The organism is Flavobacterium collinsii (genome assembly GCF_902804485.1).
GTDB lineage: Bacteria > Bacteroidota > Bacteroidia > Flavobacteriales > Flavobacteriaceae > Flavobacterium > Flavobacterium collinsii.
Genome location: NZ_CADCST010000086.1, coordinates 80,265 through 97,283, shown reverse-complemented (window position 1 = coordinate 97,283; position 17,019 = coordinate 80,265). Strand labels below are relative to the sequence as shown.

Sequence of the window (17,019 nt, the reverse complement as noted above, 5' to 3'; positions counted from 1 at the left end):
TGTGGTTGAAGCAAATTATTGCTAATTTCACAAACTTATAAATATAACCAAACGCATTTATGAATAATTTTGATTGGACGCAATTAATCAACCCTGAATTTTATATAACATTAAGCATTGGAGGGGTTCAAATTGGTTTATTTATTGTTCTCTTTATAGTTTTTGCAGAAACTGGACTTTTTGCAGGATTTTTTCTTCCGGGAGATAGTTTACTTTTCTTAGCAGGGATTTACAGTCGTGATTTAATGCAGAATGTTGTTGATATTCCGGCAGACTTTCTTAATGTCTTTATACTTTCAACCCTTGTTGCTATAATGGGAGTTTTGGGAAATATGACCGGATATTGGTTTGGAGCCAAAAGCGGTTACTATCTGTTCAAAAAGGAAGATTCTTTCTGGTTCAAGAAAAAGTACTTACTGCAATCAAAAGATTTCTTTGAGAAGTACGGTGGAAAAGCGATTATCTATGCGCGTTTCCTTCCAATTTTCAGGACTTTTGCTCCTATTGTTGCAGGAATTGTTTCTATGGATAAACAAAAATTTATGTTCTATAATGTTTTGAGTTCTTTCTTATGGTCGTTTATATTGATCTTCGCAGGACACTATTTATATGGTGTGTTCCTGAAAGAAGGAATAGACTTAAAACATCACATTGAATATATTATTATTATCATTGTAATCATATCTACATTTCCGGTGTTGGTAAAGCTTTTTAAAAAGAGACCAAGCGAAAAAATATAGTTTAAAATAATTAAGTTATAAAAAAGTCCGAAACTTAGCTGTTTCGGACTTTTTTTATGGGATATGTTTTCTTTTGTGAAATGTAAAATGTGAGATATGAAATGCAACTCTAACTCTAACTCTAAATATCAATCTCTGAATCGTTGAGTTTCTGAATAAAAAACTTAGCACCTTAGTACCTCAGAACCTTAGCGCCTCAAGAAAAAACTACCATTCATTCACTTTATTGGCATCCATTTTTAAGAAGATAAACAACAGAATTGTGAATCCCCAGAGTCCGGAGCCTCCATAAGAAAAGAAAGGCAGTGGAACCCCAATTGTTGGGAAAATTCCAATAACCATAGCGATGTTAACAAAAAAGTGGGTGAATAAAATTCCGGCAACACAATATCCATATACCCTGCTAAATTTTGTTTTCTGTCTTTCGGCTAAGTAGATGACTCTTAGAAATAGCCCCACGAAAAGTGCAACTACAACTAAAGATCCTGCAAAACCCCATTCTTCACCAACGGTTGTAAAGATGTAATCGGTGTGTTGTTCAGGAACGAATCCTCCTTTGGTTTGAGTTCCTTCGAGGAAACCTTTTCCGATCCATCCTCCTGATCCAATAGCAATTTCAGATTGATTGGTGTTGTATCCAATACCTTTCATATCTACACTTTTTCCTAATAAGATATTAAAACGGTCACGGTGGTGCTGTTTAAAAACGTTATCAAAAACATAATCTACAGAGAAAACAAAACCTGAGATAATAAGCAGAAGAATACCGCTTAAGATAATGTTTCGGTCAACGACTCTTCCTTTGAAATGTATGATGGTTAAAACTCCCAGAGCAATTAGAATAACTACATAAGGCTCCAGAACGAGTGTTAATACAAATAATAGTATGGTGATAAAGCCAGTCCAAACATACCAGGATGGCAAACCTTCTCTATATAATACAACAATGAAAATACTGTAGATTAAGGCACTTCCCGGATCGGGTTGAGGCAAAATCAATAATACCGGTAAAAATACAATGGCCAGGGCCTGAATCTGTCGGTTGGTATCTTTCAGGTTGATTTGGGTATCACTTAAATATTTGGCCAATGCCAATGATGTAGCGGCTTTAGCAAATTCGGATGGTTGCAAAGTGAAGCTTCCTATGGCATACCAACATCTTTGTCCGGCAATAGTTTTTCCAAATAAAAATAAACCGGCTAAGGATAATAACGAGACTCCAAAAATAATAGTTGCGTATTTTTCATAGAATTTTCCGTCCACAAAAAGCACCACAAAAATTAGAGGGATAGTACATCCAATAAAGATTAATTGCTTTTGGTAGGTTCCTTCTGTTGATAGTAATGATGAAGAATAGATATTTAGCCACCCTAATATCACCAACGAAATGTAGATAAAAACGCTTATCCAGTCAATGTTATTTTTTACACTTTGATTTTTCATTTGAAATAATCTTTGTTAGTTCTTTTTAGTGGTGTCTGATACGGTCTTCTTTATTTCTGCTTTAGGTGTTACCGGCTTAGGGGTAATGATTTTAGCTTTTAAAAGAGAATCTTTTGGAGTAGATTCAATCGCGCTGGCTTCGTTCATACCACCTAATTTTGCATACTCACTTGCTAAGCTTTTGTTTAAGACCCGGGTTTCTAAATCGGTTCTTGTGATTTTATGTCTTAGATATTTTTCAATCATTAAACTGGCAATTGGACCTGCTACTGTTGCTCCGAATCCTCCATTTTCAATCATAATTGCGATTGCAATTTTTGGATTGTCTTTAGGTGCAAAAGCGACAAATATAGAGTGGTCTTTAAGCTGTGTTCTTTTTCCGTTAATTTTTGCAAAATTCTCTGCCGTACCCGTTTTTCCGCAAATATCAATACCCTCTACGCGAAGTGCGTAAGCCGTTCCTTTGTTGTAAACATCAAACAAACCGCTTATGACCGGTGGGAAATACTTTTGGTCAATTGTGGTAACGTGTTTGGTGGTGAATTTAGCGTCAATTTTCTTTCCTTCAATTTTTTTAATAATGTGAGGCGTGTAATAGTAGCCTTGATTGGCTACAGTTGCCATCATATTGGCTAGTTGAATAGGAGTCATTAAAACTTCTCCCTGACCAATAGAATTGGATACAATGGTTGTGCTTCTCCAGCCTCCGTTAGGATAAATTTTCTTATATGTTTTTGATGTCGGAATGTTTCCTCTTTTACCTGTTGGTAAATCATACCCCATAAATTGTCCCAATCCAAAACTTTTTACGTGGTCACTCCAAACGTCAACCGCTTTAGCAGGATTTGAATATTTGTTTATAGTTAACATGTAAGATTGTGCAAAATAGGTATTACAAGAATTGTAAATTCCGTTATGTAATTGATGAGGTCCAAAACCGTGACATTTCATAAAGCGACCTCTACCATAGCTAAATCCATGATGACACATAAAGGTAGTTTGTTCGTTGATAACGCCTTCCTGCAAAGCAACCAGACCTGTCAGGATTTTAAACGGAGAACCCGGAGGATACTCGGCCAAAAGCCCTCTGTCGTAGAGTGGTTTTGCGATTGAATCGTGATATAAAAGTGTATAGTTTTTAGAACGTTGTCTTCCAACTAAAATTCCGGGATCATAAGAAGGTGCAGTTACTAACGCCAGGATTTCCCCTGTTTTAGGCTCGATAGCGACAATTCCTCCTCTTTTATTGATCATTAACTCTTCTCCGTATTTCTGAAGCTCGGCATCAATTGTTAGATTGATATCTTCTCCGGCTACAGCAATAGTGTCGTACTTGCCATCTTTATAAGAGCCAATTTCTCTGTTGTATTTGTCTTTCTGGATGTATTTTACGCCTTTAATACCGCGTAGAATGTCTTCATAGCTTTCTTCAACGCCTTGACGTCCAATTAAATCCCCGCTATTGTAGTAAGGGTTTTTAGCAATCAAACGTTCGTTTACCTGAGTAATAAAACCAAAAATGTTTGCACCGTAATCTACTTCATAATCACGAAGAGAACGCTTTTGAAAATAGAAACCTTCATACTTTCGAATTTTTTCCTGAAAAGCTGCAAACTCATTCTTGTTCAATTGTGATAAAAATACCGAAGGAAGTCTTGGGCTGTATACTTTAGCTTTTGCAATTCTTTTGTCGTAATCTTCTTGAGTAATGTTCAATAAAGCACAGAATTCAGGGATATTAAGGTCTTCCTTAATTTCTCTTGGAATTACCATGATATCATAAGAAGCCTGATTTGCGACTAATAATTTTCCATGTCGGTCATAAATATAACCCCTTTCAGGATAGTCATATTTTTTCTTTATCGCATTATTTTCGGATTTTAACTTAAATGTATCATCAATAATTTGCAAATAAAAGATCCTGATCACTAGCAAAGATGCTGCAATAATAATTAAAGAGGGCAGCAGAACTTTTCTCATCGTTTATTAGGCTTAATAAGGTAAATTATGATAATTGAGGTGATTATTGTAAAGATAGAACTAAATAAAGTTCGGAGTAAAACATCCAAAATAAATTTAAATTGAAAAGCTTCTAGTATAAATAACACAATATGATGCAATACAACAGAAACCAGAATAAAAGAAAACCGTTCAGGGGTTAAGGAATCATTCAATTTAATGGTTTGATATTCGTAACTAAGCCCAAAAGAGAACTTAAAAATGTAAGGCCTGTAATAAGCAAGTACAAGACAAGCTGTTGCGTGAATCCCACCTGAATTACAAAACATGTCCATGATAATTCCAAGCAAAAAGCTCGATACTATCAAGCCGGTTCTGTTGCTATTAACAGGATACAGGATAATGTACAAGATGTATGGGAAGGGACTTATGTACCCTAAAAAATTCATATTATTGAAAATAACAACCTGAATTGCTAGTAACATAATAAATCGAAAAATATTGAGTAACAAAGCGCTATTCATTTTTTTCCTTGTTTTCTAAATTAATAAGTTCTTCTCTGTCCTTACTTTTGATGATATATACGTGTCCAAGATTGGTCATGTCGTTAAATAACTTAACTTTTATAACATAAAAACTTGAATTTTCCTTTTTGTATATATTTTCTACAGTACCAATATTAATTCCTTCCGGGAAAATTACAGATTGCCCTCCAGTTACGATGGTATCTCCTTTTCTTACAGAAGCTAATCTAGGAACATCTTCCAGTTGTACAAAGCCCGTGCTTTTTCCATCCCAGGTTAAAGAACCAAAGTGGTTTGTCTTTTTTAGTTTAGCATTTATCTGTGATTTCATATTCAAAATACTCACGACAGTTGCGTATCTTGGTGAAGTATTGTCTACAACCCCAATAATTCCTAAACTATTGATTACTCCCATATCTGGTTTAACACCATCATTTGATCCCGAATTTAGCGTGATGAAATTTTCGTGCGTGTTGTAGGAGTTGTGAATTACTTTTGAAACAATAATATCCGCAGGCTTAACTCCTTTTACGCTGTCTGCTAAAGGTAGTTTTGAGGTGTCTTGTTTATTGAATAATAGACTTTTTAATCTTGCGTTTTCAAGTACAAGTTCGTCATTTTCAGTTCTTAAGTTCAAATATTCGTTTACGTGATTGATTTTTTCATAAACACCTCCGGTTAAAAAATTAGCCGAACTGATTATTTTACTTCTGTGGTAGGAATGTGATTGAACTGAGAGCGCCAACGAAATACCTAAAAGCAGCAAAAACAGCAATCGATTACTGTTTCTTATAATGAAATTAAAAATTTGCTGCATTTCTTGTGTGGTTATTTTGTTTCAGGATATGCTTTTGGTTTCAAAATTTATTAGAGTTGAACGTTTAAATTCAACTCTAATAAAAATATATTGATTGTTATTTTGAATCTTATTTGATTAAGATACTTTTAAATTTCGCAATGTTTTTAAGTGCCATTCCGGTTCCGCGAACAACTGCTCTTAAAGGGTCTTCAGCAATGTAAACAGGTAAATCTGTCTTTTGCGAAATACGCTTATCAAGGCCTCTTAACATAGATCCACCACCAGCTAAGTAAATACCTGTATTGTAAATATCGGCTGCTAATTCAGGAGGAGTCTGAGATAATGTTTCCATTACCGCGTCTTCGATACGTTGAATTGATTTGTCAAGTGCTTTTGCAATTTCACGATAAGAAACATCTACTTGTTTAGGTTTACCTGTAAGTAAGTCTCTACCCTGAACTGACATATCTTCTGGAGGTCCGTCTAAATCTTCGATAGCGGCACCAATTTGAATTTTTATTTTTTCAGCAGTACTTTCTCCAACAAAAAGGTTGTGTTGTGTACGCATATAATAAACGATATCGTTTGTGAAAACGTCACCTGCAATTTTTACAGATTTGTCGCATACAATTCCGCCTAATGCAATAACTGCAATTTCGGTTGTTCCTCCTCCAATATCAACAATCATGTTTCCTTTTGGCTGCATGATATCGATACCAATACCAATTGCTGCTGCCATCGGCTCGTGAATTAAGTAAACTTCTTTTCCGTTTACTCTTTCACAAGATTCTTTTACAGCTCTCATCTCTACTTCGGTAATACCGGAAGGAATACAAACCACCATTCTTAAAGCTGGAGTAAACATTCTTTTTTTCAATGCAGGAATACTTTTGATGAACATATTGATCATCTTTTCTGAAGCATCAAAATCTGCAATTACACCATCTTTCAAAGGCCTTATGGTCTTGATGTTTTCATGCGTTTTACCTTGCATCATATTGGCTTCCTTACCAACAGCAATGATTTTGCCTGATATTCTATCACGTGCAACGATCGACGGACTATCAATAACAACTTTATCATTATGAATGATTAAAGTGTTTGCGGTACCAAGGTCTATCGCAATATCCTCGGTCATGAAATCAAAAAATCCCATAAGTTTTTTAGGGGTTTAAAATGTTATAAATTATTTTGAACAAAGTTAAACAAATTAATGTTTAAAATGACGTGTTCCCGTAAATACCATTGCAAGATTGTTTTCATTGCAATAATTTATGCTTAATTCGTCTTTTATTGAGCCTCCTGGCTGAATAACAGCAGTTATTCCTGCTTTTTTGGCTAATTCTACACAATCCGGAAACGGGAAAAATGCATCACTTGCCATTGAAGCACCGGTTAAATCAAATCCAAAAGCTTTTGCTTTGTCAACTGCTTGAACTAAAGCGTCTACTCTTGAAGTCTGACCTGTTCCTGACGAAATTAATGTTCCGTTTTTGGCAAATACGATTGTATTTGATTTGGTGTTTTTACAAATTTTTGAAGCAAATATTAAATCTTCTATCTCTTCAGCTGTAGGCTCAGTAATAGTAACGGTTTTTAAATGCTCTTTAGTATCTGTAATATTATTTCTGTCCTGAATTAACAAACCATTAAGACATGTTCTTACTTGTCTTGAAGGTAATTCAACTTCATTTTGAATTAATATGATTCTGTTTTTCTTTTCTTGTAAAACAGCAATTGCTTCGTCATCATAACTTGGAGCAATTACCACTTCGCAGAACAACTTGTTGATTTCCTGTGCTGTATCCAGGTCGATTTTAGTATTTGCAATCAAAACACCTCCAAAAGCCGATGTAGGATCACAAGCCAAAGCTGCTAGATAAGCCTCGCTGATTGTTTTTCTTGAGGCCAAACCACAAGCATTGTTGTGTTTTAAAATAGCAAATGTTGGTCCGTCAGTTTTAAACTCATTAATTAAGTTTACTGCGGCATCAACATCTAATAAGTTGTTGTATGATAATTCTTTTCCGTGAACTTTTTTGAACATAGCGTCAAAATCACCAAAGAAAAATCCTTTTTGATGAGGGTTTTCCCCGTATCTTAAAACCTGACCATCTGCAATACTTTCTTTGTAAATGGTTTCGTCAGTATTGAAATAGTTAAAAATAGCGCCATCGTAGTGAGATGAGACGTGGAACGCTTTTGTAGCAAGTAATCTTCTGTTTTCAAGAGTTGTTGCTCCATTTTGCTCTGTAATCAAATCTAAAAGCAGACTGTATTCGTTTACCGAAGCTACAATTACGGTGTCTTTGAAGTTTTTTGCACCGGCACGGATTAATGAAATTCCGCCAATGTCAATTTTTTCAATAATATCCTGCTCGCTTGCACCTGAAGCAACAGTTTTCTCAAACGGATACAAATCAACAATTACCAAATCAATTTGTGGAATATCAAATTCCTTCATTTGCTGAACATCACTTTCGTTATCCTGACGGTTTAAAATTCCACCAAAGATTTTCGGGTGAAGTGTTTTTACTCTTCCTCCAAGAATTTCAGGGAAAGAAGTGATATCTTCAACAGGAACAACAGGAATGCCAAGATTTTTTATAAAATCTTCGGTTCCTCCAGTCGAGTAAAGTGTTACGTTTTGTTCGTGTAATTTTCTAACGATTGGCTCTAAACCGTCTTTTGAAAAAACAGATATTAATGCCGATTGTATTGTTTTAGTTGTGCTCATCGTGTAGTTATGATTTTTGAGACTGCAAAAGTAGTTTTTTTAAACCTTATTTTAAAGAAAATTAATGTAACATTATGCTAAAAAAAACTACTGATGAGTAAGTTAACTTTTATTAGGTTTTTGATTTTAAATTATTGAATTTTACTTTATTGAAAAATACTACTATATGCTTGTTTATCTTAGATTATTAAAAGAAAGTTTGAGCTTTGCTGTTAATGCTTTGCGAAATAATAAACTACGAACTTTATTGTCTTTGTTGGGAGTAACAATTGGGATTTTTTCAATTATTGCTGTTTTGGCAGCAGTTGATTCTTTAGATCGTAAAATTTCTAAGGATTTAAGCAGCTTAGATAAAAATACGATTTATTTAGTGAAGATGTCTTTTGGCCCAACTGAAATTCCGCAATGGAAAAGAGATCAATTTCCAAATGTGAAATACGACGAGTACATAGGACTTAAAAATTCTCTTACGAATACTGATCAGGTTGCTTATCAGCTTTTTGTAAAAAGGGAAAGTTTAAAATACGATTCGAAGACAGTTAGCGATGTAAATATTGTTCCTTCGTCAAATGAAATGGTTGATATTGACGGATTGACTTTAGAAAAAGGAAGATTTTATACCGAATCTGAATCGAATTCCGGAGCTCCTGTTATTGTTTTGGGATACGAAATTGCTGAAGGACTTTTTGGTACAAGTGATCCTATTGGAAAAAATATTCGTTTGTACGGACAACGTTTTACCGTTATTGGTGTAATTGCAAAGCAAGGTGCGGGTTTTTTTGGAGAAAGCTATGATACCACCGTTTATTTACCGGCTAATTTTCTACGCCGAATGTATGGTGACAGTGATGCCATGACCCCCGTAATTGTTATAAAACCATCGAAAGGGGTAGATATGGATGCTTATAAAGCGCAGGTTGCGCAAAAATTAAGAGCAATGCGTGGAATGAAAGCCGGCGAAGCGGATAATTTTTTCATTAATGTACTTTCCGGTTTTACCGATTTTATAGATGGGATTTTGGGACAGATGAATGTTGTAGGATGGATTATCAGTGGATTTTCTCTTTTAGTTGGCGGTTTCGGAATTGCGAATATCATGTTTGTATCCGTAAAAGAAAGAACCCATTTAATTGGAATTCAGAAATCATTAGGAGCTAAAAATCGATTTATTCTATTTCAGTTTTTATTCGAAGCGGTTATTCTTTCTGTTATTGGCGGAATAATTGGCTTGCTGATGGTTTGGGGTATTGCCCTTATTTTGACAAAAGTACTTGACTTTGAGTTTGTTTTAAGCACAGGGAATATAATTTTAGGAACAGGACTGGCCGCAATTATCGGATTAATTTCCGGAATATTACCGGCTATCTCTGCCGCAAATTTAGATCCGGTTGAAGCGATTCGAACCGGGATGTAAGCGCACTACAGAAAAAAAAACATTTTTGGATCATTTTAATTTTGGTTTTGCTGTTGAATTTTATCGTAATTTTAATACCCTAATTTAAAAACGATAATATGATACCAGTAAAAGCTTATGCAGCCTATGATGCTGTAAATCCGTTAAAACCTTATACGTTTGAAAGAAAAGAAGTTGGTGCTCATCAGGTTCAGATCGAAATTTTATACAGTGGCGTTTGCCATTCTGATATTCATACTGCAAAAGGCGACTGGGGGCCTGTTGACTATCCTTTAGTTCCCGGTCATGAAATTGTTGGCCGAATTGTAGCTGTTGGAAGTGAAGTCTCTAAATTTAAAGTTGGAGAACTGGCTGGGGTAGGTTGTTTCGTAGATTCTTGTAGAGTTTGTCCAAGCTGTCAGTCGGGTGAAGAGCAATTTTGCGATGAAGGAATGACAGGAACTTATAACAGTGTCGAAAGAGGAACCAATATTCCAACCCGTGGAGGATACTCAAACAGTATTATTGTTGATGAGAGTTATACTCTCCATGTTTCTGAAAAACTGGATATTAAAGGAGTTGCTCCGTTACTCTGCGCAGGAATTACCACTTATTCTCCGTTACGATATTTAAAAGTAGGTAAAGGGCATAAAGTTGGAGTTTTAGGACTTGGTGGTTTAGGACATATGGCTGTAAAGTTTGCCGTTTCTTTTGGTGCCGAAGTTACAATGTTAAGTCACTCTCCTTCAAAAGAAGCTGATGCGAAGAAATTAGGAGCGCATAAATTTGCTTTAACCTCAAATACTGAAACAATGGAATCGTTAGCAAATAGTTTCGATTTTATTCTCAACACTGTTTCGGCAAAACACGATCATAATGCCTATCTGAATTTATTAACTACTAACGGAACCATGATTGTTGTTGGAGCTCCACCAGCACCCGCTGAAATTCCTGTTTTTACTTTAATCATGAAAAGAAGAAGTATTATTGGAAGCTTGATTGGAGGAATAAAAGAAACTCAGGAAATGTTAGATTACTGTGCTGAACATAATATTACTTCTGATGTTGAAATCATAGATATGGCGTACATTAATGAAGCTTACGACCGAATGAATAAAAGTGATGTGAAGTATCGTTTTGTAATTGACATGGCTTCCTTGAAGTAATTGAGGTTCTGAAGCACTAAGGTTCTGAGGGGCTAAGATCTTGAGTTTTTATTACACCGGATTTTTGATTTTGACTCTTAGGCTGCGGTATTTAATTGTCTTGGCATAACACCTCTTCGAAGCTTAATCACATAAAAATAAAGTCCGTAAAGCTTGTCTTAGAGCTTTGCGGACTTTTTAATTTTATTATGTGTGGGTTAGTTTAAGGTTTTTGGATGTATCAGTTGTTTACCTTTTTGTATTCTAAAGTCCCAAGTTGATCTTGGGTAATAACACGTTTCTGGCTGTCGAAGTATTCAATTTGAAATTTTACAGGTATTAAATTAACGGTAACGGTTAAGACATCATTTTTTTTAGAAAGTTTCCATTTGCCGTTGGTAGTTTTGTCTCCTACGATTCCTGTAAATTTTCCATCTTCATTGAAGACCTGAAACACCTGATCGCTTTTGAATTTCTCTTTTATATCTTTTTCTTTCCCGTTTTTAGTGAGTTTTACCAATTGCCATTTACCTACAAGTTCTTTCGAAGTTTGCGCCTGAATGGAGAGTGATGCTAACATGATAAGTGCTAGAAAAGCAATCTTTTTCATAAGGTTACGATTTTAAAGTTAGATTTTGAGGAATTAATATGTTTTTGAAAGAACTTATTTTTCTTTCAATATTTTTTCTAAATACTCAACTTTTTCTTTTTCTGCCTGAAGCATACGTTCGTAGAGTTCAATGACTTTATCTAATGGATTGAAATTGCAATAATTTGCATGAAACATTCCATTTGCTCCATTACAGCTGTTGTCGTAAAAATTATTGAAGTAACTAATCATATTTTCGTCTGTAAAGTTTTTTATAGCTTCAATACTTACACCAAGTGCTTTTGCTACTTCTGCAAGTTTTGCATCATCTATGGTTTCACTATTCTCTATTGCAGATACGGTCTGCTGAGATGTTCCTAAAGCCTGAGCCAAAGCTTCCTGCTTCATATCTCTTAGTTCACGAATACGACTAATTTTTCGTCCTATATGGTTGGGTTTTGTTGTTGTGCTCATAGTTCAAAGATATTTATATTGCTTTTAAAGAAAATGGTTTTGGTAGAAAACAAGTCAGTTTTTGTTAAATACATTTTCTGGTAGTTCGCTTGGGTACAAAACTGTTATTTGTGTATCAGAAACAAAAATACAATTTTTCAGACAAGTATTAATTAGTTGCTATTAAAATTGTTAGTTAAGAAAATTCAATAGGAATTAAATGTCGGTAGGCGGAATTTATCGCGTTGAAGTTAAGATTGAAGCCATACGCCGATAGAAATTCCATAGAAATGAAATCTCTCGGTAGCAACGGAATTTATTCCGTTAAGAATTAAGATTGAAATCGCAAACCGCGAAATATTCCGTAGGAATTAAATATCGGTAGAATTTATCGCGTTGAAGTTAGGATTGGGTTTACACATCGATAAAAATTCCGGAGGAATGATTTATTTTGTAGCAACGGAATTCATTCCGTTGAACATGATCAATTGCGAATCCGTGAGTTTCATAGGAACGGGATATCTTGTTGGTTATAAAAATAAAAAAATCCCAAGAAGCAATTTCTTGGGATTTCGTATAATTTAGAAGTTTAAAAACTATCTAATATCGTTATTCTGAATCAAATCGATATACAAGTTGATCTTGTCTTTTAATTCTTTTCTTGGCGTGATAAAGTCAAGGAAACCGTGCTCTAATAAGAACTCAGCAGTTTGAAAACCTTCCGGTAAATCTTTACCTGTTGTGTCACGAACTACACGTGGACCAGCGAAACCAATCAAAGCACCAGGCTCAGAGATGTTGATGTCTCCTAACATAGCGTATGATGCAGTTGTTCCTCCGGTTGTTGGATCTGTACAAAGTGAGATGTATGGTAGTTTAGCTTCTGCCAATTGCGCTAATTTCACAGATGTTTTTGCTAATTGCATTAAAGAATAAGCAGCTTCCATCATACGAGCTCCACCAGATTTAGAAATCATTACAAAAGGTAATTTGTTTTTGATCGCATGATCAATACCTCTGGCAATTTTTTCTCCTACAACAGCTCCCATAGATCCACCGATAAAGGCGAAATCCATACAGCAAATTACAAGTTCTTTTCCTTTAGATTTTCCCACTCCGGTACGCACAGCGTCCTTTAAGTGTGTTTTCTCCATTACATCTTTTAATCGTTCTGCATATTTTTTTGTATCCACAAAATGCAGAGGATCTTTAGAAGTCATGTTTTTATCTAATTCAACAAACTCATTATTGTCGAACAAAATTTCAAAATAGGTTGCGCTTCCAATTCGAACATGAAAATCATCTTCCGGGCTTACAAATAAGTTTCGGGCTAATTCGTCAGCGTCAATAATTTTTCCTGTAGGAGATTTGTACCACAATCCTTTCGGAACGTCCATCTTGTCTTCAGTAGCAGTTGTAATCCCTTTTTCCTGTCTTTTAAACCAAGCCATTTTTTTAGATTTTAGATCTTAGACTTTAGATTTTAGATTTTAGACTTCGAAAAATCTAAAATCTAAAATCAGAAATCTAAAATTTATAGTGTATTTACGTTATTCAAGTCTGCAAAAGCTTGTTCAAGTCTTGTATTGAATGTTACTTCGCTTTCACGTACCCATTTTCTTGGGTCGTAATATTTTTTGTTAGGAACATCAGCACCTTCTGGGTTACCAATTTGAGTTTTTAAATAGTCAATATTTTTAACCATATAATCACGAATTCCTTCTGTGTATGCAAATTGTAAATCGGTATCGATATTCATTTTGATTACTCCGTATCCAATTGCTTCTCTGATTTCTTCAAGTGTAGAACCTGAACCTCCGTGGAAAACGAAATCTACCGGATTATGACCAGTGTTGAATTTGTTTTGAACGAAATCCTGAGAATTTTTTAAGATTTTTGGAGTTAATTTTACGTTTCCTGGTTTGTAAACACCGTGAACGTTTCCAAAAGCAGCTGCAATTGTAAATTTAGGGCTTATTTTAGATAATTCTTCGTAAGCAAAAGCTACTTCTTCTGGCTGAGTGTATAATTTTGAACTGTCAACGTCAGAGTTGTCAACACCATCTTCTTCACCACCTGTAATACCAAGCTCGATTTCTAATGTCATTCCCATTTTGCTCATTCTCGCCAAGTACTCTTTACAGATTTCGATGTTTTCTTCGATTGGCTCTTCAGACAAATCGATCATATGAGAACTGTATAATGGTTTTCCTGTTTCTGCAAAATGTTTTTCAGAAGCATCTAATAAACCATCAATCCAAGGTAATAATTTTTTTGCGCAGTGGTCAGTATGAAGAATTACAGTTGCTCCGTAAGCTTCTGCTAAAGTATGAATGTGTTTTGCTCCGGCGATTCCACCAGCAATTGCTGCTTTTTCTCCTGCATTAGATAGTCCTTTTCCAGCGTTAAATTGTGCTCCTCCGTTTGAAAATTGGATAATAACCGGTGCGTTTAATTTTGCTGCAGTTTCAAGAACTCCATTGATTGTACTTGAACCAGTAACGTTTACTGCAGGTAAAGCAAATCCTTTCTCTTTCGCATAGTTAAAAATTTCCTGAACCTGATCTCCTGTAGCTACCCCCGGTTTAATATTGTGTGCCATTGTAATTTTTTTTAGTTGTTTTTAGTTTTTAGGTTGCAAAAATAAGAATTAATTAGCATTAGAATGGATAATTTATTCCAAAATTTAAAACCGAGTGCCCAAAATTGTATTCTTTAAACCAGCGATCTCCCTTCTCATGTGCTGGGTTATAGGTCTTAAAGCCCATATCCAAACGAATAACAAAAAAGCTCAAATCGTAACGTAAACCAAATCCTGTACCTAGTGCAATTTCAGCTAAATCGTTTACGCCAGAGAATTTTGCCTTCTCGTCAATCACATTATCGAGCACATTCCAGATATTTCCGGCGTCTGCGAAGATGGCTCCTTTGACACTTCCAAAAATTTTAAAACGAAGCTCGGCACTCATTGCTATTTTCATGTTGGCCTCGTTAAAATCATTTGCAGCATTAGTGCTTCCGGGACCCAAAGCATAGGGCTGCCATGCCCGGTTGTCGTTTGAACCTCCGGCATAATAACTTCGTGAAAATGGGATGTAGTTTGAATTTCCAAATGGAATCGCAATTCCAAAAAAGCTTCGTACTGCCAGTACTTTTTCTTTTCCAAAATCCCAGTGTTTGATATAATCAAATTCAGTTTTGATGTATTCTGAATATTCCAGATTAAAAATTTCATAATTGCCTTTGCCATTTTTTTGAAAGTTCCCAATGTTTGAAATAGCTGATAGCAAAGTACCGGCTGATTCTATTTTGGTTTTAAACTGATAGAATGTATTATCGGCAAGATCTTTTTTTGTGGTTTTGGTAAAAGTATAGCTTGTGGCCAGAATAAAATCATTCTCGGTTAGACGAACTCTTCTTTCTTCAATGCTTTTTACATCTTTATAGTCCTGATCAGGAAGGATTAAATTGGAGTTGGGGGACAATACATCATTGGTGAATCCGGCAGTTCCTTGAGGAATCGTAAGGTTTTGATCGTTCGGATTGTCAAAATAAGACTCGTTTTTGTTGTATTGTTTACCAATGTTATTAAGCTCTCTGTATGATGAAGTGTAAACGTTAAAATAGTTACCCGGATTTAAATTACGTACAAATTGTGCATTAAGCAATTCAAATTTTGCTGTATTTCCTCGTTTTGGAGACCAGTTATAAGCAATACCTCCGGTGAAATTTTCTTTGTCCAGACCAATGTTCCTTTGTTTGGAGAAACCTCCTGCAATACTGGTGGAAGGAATCATTCTTTTCGGAATAATTTTTTCAGTTCCAAAAGGCAATAAAATCCTTGGGAAATTTAGTTTTAAATCAACACCATACTCTGAAACGTTGAAGAAATTGTTGTTGGGATTTGCCATATCGCGCGATGAACCTAAATTCAAACGGGTAGAAATTTCTAAAGTTTCGGCCCTGTTAAAAACGTTTCGAATCGTTTCGGAGATACTGGCTCCGATACCAAAATCCTGAATGTTAGAATGCGTAACGTCAAAAGTGGCTCCGAAACTATATTTCTTTCTAGGCGTGAGGTAAACATTTGCAATTAAAGACTGTGCAGTCGAGTCACGTTTGTCAACTTCATATTGAATAGACGGATAGTTGAAAATTTTCAAATTGTTCAGATATCTTGAAGAAAGTGTGGTTCTGGTATCCGAGAAAGTACTTCCCTTACTGATAAAAACCGCATCGGTAATGGCGCGTGGTTTGTATTTTAGTTTTTTATAACTGTAAAGGTTAAAGTTGTTGTAACTGGTGCTATCTGTAATTTTATTTTTTGCATTTGCAGCAGAATAATCGGTGTAGATGTTTACATCGCTGATTTTGTATAATTTAAAAGGTTCTGTTCTGCTGGAATCTCTTTCCTGAATGTTGTTGTTGTTTACAATTAGCATTACATTGGCTTTGTCTTTTTTACCAATGGTATCAATGTCAAAAGTGACATAAGTAGGTTGAAAATAATAAGCGCCATGATTTCGGAAGTAGGTGGTAAGACGATTTTTTTCTTCTTCAAAATCACTGGTTTTGTATTGTTTTCCTGATTTTAAAGCTGAAGGATCGTTGTTGACTTTATATAATGAGTCCAAGGCGGGAGTCATTATTTTGGTTTTAATAGTATCTAAAGTATAAGCTGGACCGGTTTTGATATTGTAATTTATCTTGGCTTTCTTTCTTCCGACACTATCAATGGTATAATCTGTAGCAACTTTAAAATAACCATTGTTGAAATAATAATATTTTAAACGCAGGAGTGTTTTCTTTGTTTTTGAAGTGTCAATAATTACTGGCGCTTCACCAGTGCTTTTTAAAAATTCATGAATACCTTTGTACATGAAAGATTGTCCAAGGCGATCGACTTGTTTTGCTGATAAAAGTTTTGACTGGCGTTCGTATAAACCTGGATTGTTCTTGAATTTAGCCTGATATGTAGAATCCGGATTTAAATTTGCTAAGTTGTATAAATTCAAACGAAGACGATATCCTAATAGGGTACCATTTGGTTTTTGGTACATTTGATTAAAGGCAGTTTCGTCGTTAGTTGACTTACCATTTACAAGAATAGTATTTTTTACAAGAAGATTTTTTCCATCAGGAACTCTTTTTACAGCATCACAAGCGCAAATAAAAATTGCTATTAGGATAAATGCTATTATTTTTGTGGAATTCTTTTTCAAGTGTTCTTAAATATT

General features: G+C 35.0%; 14 protein-coding genes. 3 read left to right on the top strand and 11 right to left on the bottom strand.

Annotated elements, in window-relative coordinates; translation table 11 throughout:
* Positions 1 to 59: 59 nt before the first annotated feature.
* A complete protein-coding gene (locus FLA105534_RS13115) occupies positions 60 to 740 on the top strand; it encodes a DedA family protein (protein ID WP_173966575.1) in 681 nt (226 codons plus the stop codon).
* 207 nt (positions 741 to 947) lie between these two features.
* On the opposite strand, the gene rodA is transcribed toward FLA105534_RS13115, so the two are convergent.
* The 6 genes from rodA to purH form a co-directional block, all read right to left on the bottom strand.
* Entirely contained in the window at positions 948 to 2,183 is a 1,236-nt protein-coding gene (gene rodA / locus FLA105534_RS13110) for a rod shape-determining protein RodA (RefSeq protein WP_173966574.1), read from the bottom strand.
* Between the two features lie 15 nt (positions 2,184 to 2,198).
* Positions 2,199 to 4,163, bottom strand: a complete 1,965-nt coding sequence (mrdA, locus tag FLA105534_RS13105) for a penicillin-binding protein 2 (protein ID WP_173966573.1) — start codon at positions 4,161 to 4,163, stop codon at positions 2,199 to 2,201.
* Positions 4,160 to 4,666: a rod shape-determining protein MreD gene (locus FLA105534_RS23820; RefSeq protein ID WP_246253240.1), complete on the bottom strand. Its 507-nt coding sequence runs from the start codon at positions 4,664 to 4,666 to the stop codon at positions 4,160 to 4,162. Before FLA105534_RS23820 ends, mrdA begins: the two co-directional genes overlap by 4 nt.
* Positions 4,659 to 5,483 carry a rod shape-determining protein MreC gene (gene mreC / locus FLA105534_RS13100; protein ID WP_173966572.1) on the bottom strand — a complete coding sequence of 275 codons (825 nt, stop codon included), beginning with the start codon at positions 5,481 to 5,483 and terminating at the stop codon, positions 4,659 to 4,661. Before mreC ends, FLA105534_RS23820 begins: the two co-directional genes overlap by 8 nt.
* 109 nt (positions 5,484 to 5,592) lie before the next feature.
* Positions 5,593 to 6,621 (bottom strand): rod shape-determining protein, encoded by a 1,029-nt coding sequence (locus tag FLA105534_RS13095; RefSeq protein ID WP_007804822.1) that lies wholly within the window; start codon positions 6,619 to 6,621, stop codon positions 5,593 to 5,595.
* Between the two features lie 54 nt (positions 6,622 to 6,675).
* Positions 6,676 to 8,202: a bifunctional phosphoribosylaminoimidazolecarboxamide formyltransferase/IMP cyclohydrolase gene (gene purH, locus FLA105534_RS13090; RefSeq protein WP_173966571.1), complete on the bottom strand. Its 1,527-nt coding sequence runs from the start codon at positions 8,200 to 8,202 to the stop codon at positions 6,676 to 6,678.
* Between the two features lie 166 nt (positions 8,203 to 8,368).
* Here purH and FLA105534_RS13085 point away from each other — a divergent pair, with 166 nt between their 5' ends.
* Both FLA105534_RS13085 and FLA105534_RS13080 read left to right on the top strand, forming a co-directional pair.
* Positions 8,369 to 9,616: an ABC transporter permease gene (locus FLA105534_RS13085; protein ID WP_173966570.1), complete on the top strand. Its 1,248-nt coding sequence runs from the start codon at positions 8,369 to 8,371 to the stop codon at positions 9,614 to 9,616.
* Between the two features lie 98 nt (positions 9,617 to 9,714).
* Complete coding sequence (locus FLA105534_RS13080; RefSeq protein WP_217427702.1) at positions 9,715 to 10,761, top strand: NAD(P)-dependent alcohol dehydrogenase; 1,047 nt, start codon at positions 9,715 to 9,717, stop codon at positions 10,759 to 10,761.
* A gap of 220 nt (positions 10,762 to 10,981) precedes the next feature.
* Here FLA105534_RS13080 and FLA105534_RS13075 read toward each other — a convergent pair whose 3' ends face one another.
* The 5 genes from FLA105534_RS13075 to tamL all read right to left on the bottom strand — a co-directional run bounded on the left by FLA105534_RS13075 (position 10,982) and on the right by tamL (position 17,004).
* Complete coding sequence (locus FLA105534_RS13075) at positions 10,982 to 11,350, bottom strand: DUF5004 domain-containing protein (RefSeq protein WP_173966569.1); 369 nt, start codon at positions 11,348 to 11,350, stop codon at positions 10,982 to 10,984.
* A gap of 54 nt (positions 11,351 to 11,404) precedes the next feature.
* Entirely contained in the window at positions 11,405 to 11,803 is a 399-nt protein-coding gene (locus FLA105534_RS13070; RefSeq protein WP_173966568.1) for a helix-turn-helix domain-containing protein, read from the bottom strand.
* Between the two features lie 575 nt (positions 11,804 to 12,378).
* Positions 12,379 to 13,233 carry an acetyl-CoA carboxylase, carboxyltransferase subunit beta gene (accD, locus tag FLA105534_RS13065; protein WP_017498373.1) on the bottom strand — a complete coding sequence of 285 codons (855 nt, stop codon included), beginning with the start codon at positions 13,231 to 13,233 and terminating at the stop codon, positions 12,379 to 12,381.
* Positions 13,234 to 13,316: 83 nt separating this feature from the next.
* The gene (gene fbaA / locus FLA105534_RS13060; protein WP_173966567.1) at positions 13,317 to 14,384 is read right to left on the bottom strand and encodes a class II fructose-bisphosphate aldolase; all 1,068 of its coding nucleotides are present in this window, start codon (positions 14,382 to 14,384) and stop codon (positions 13,317 to 13,319) included.
* 58 nt (positions 14,385 to 14,442) lie between these two features.
* Positions 14,443 to 17,004, bottom strand: a complete 2,562-nt coding sequence (tamL, locus tag FLA105534_RS13055) for a translocation and assembly module lipoprotein TamL (protein WP_173966566.1) — start codon at positions 17,002 to 17,004, stop codon at positions 14,443 to 14,445.
* Positions 17,005 to 17,019 lie beyond the last annotated feature (15 nt).

Bases quoted from the DNA above. Each gene is read 5' to 3' on its own strand.
- purH (WP_173966571.1), bottom strand. From the start codon at position 8,202: ATGAGCACAACTAAAACAATACAATCGGCATTAATATCTGTTTTTTCA.
- FLA105534_RS13080 (WP_217427702.1), top strand. From the start codon at position 9,715: ATGATACCAGTAAAAGCTTATGCAGCCTATGATGCTGTAAATCCGTTA.
- mrdA (WP_173966573.1), bottom strand. From the start codon at position 4,163: ATGAGAAAAGTTCTGCTGCCCTCTTTAATTATTATTGCAGCATCTTTG.
- mreC (WP_173966572.1), bottom strand. From the start codon at position 5,483: ATGCAGCAAATTTTTAATTTCATTATAAGAAACAGTAATCGATTGCTG.
- FLA105534_RS13095 (WP_007804822.1), bottom strand. From the start codon at position 6,621: ATGGGATTTTTTGATTTCATGACCGAGGATATTGCGATAGACCTTGGT.
- FLA105534_RS13070 (WP_173966568.1), bottom strand. From the start codon at position 11,803: ATGAGCACAACAACAAAACCCAACCATATAGGACGAAAAATTAGTCGT.
- FLA105534_RS13085 (WP_173966570.1), top strand. From the start codon at position 8,369: ATGCTTGTTTATCTTAGATTATTAAAAGAAAGTTTGAGCTTTGCTGTT.
- rodA (WP_173966574.1), bottom strand. From the start codon at position 2,183: ATGAAAAATCAAAGTGTAAAAAATAACATTGACTGGATAAGCGTTTTT.
- FLA105534_RS13075 (WP_173966569.1), bottom strand. From the start codon at position 11,350: ATGAAAAAGATTGCTTTTCTAGCACTTATCATGTTAGCATCACTCTCC.
- fbaA (WP_173966567.1), bottom strand. From the start codon at position 14,384: ATGGCACACAATATTAAACCGGGGGTAGCTACAGGAGATCAGGTTCAG.
- FLA105534_RS13115 (WP_173966575.1), top strand. From the start codon at position 60: ATGAATAATTTTGATTGGACGCAATTAATCAACCCTGAATTTTATATA.
- FLA105534_RS23820 (WP_246253240.1), bottom strand. From the start codon at position 4,666: ATGAATAGCGCTTTGTTACTCAATATTTTTCGATTTATTATGTTACTA.
- accD (WP_017498373.1), bottom strand. From the start codon at position 13,233: ATGGCTTGGTTTAAAAGACAGGAAAAAGGGATTACAACTGCTACTGAA.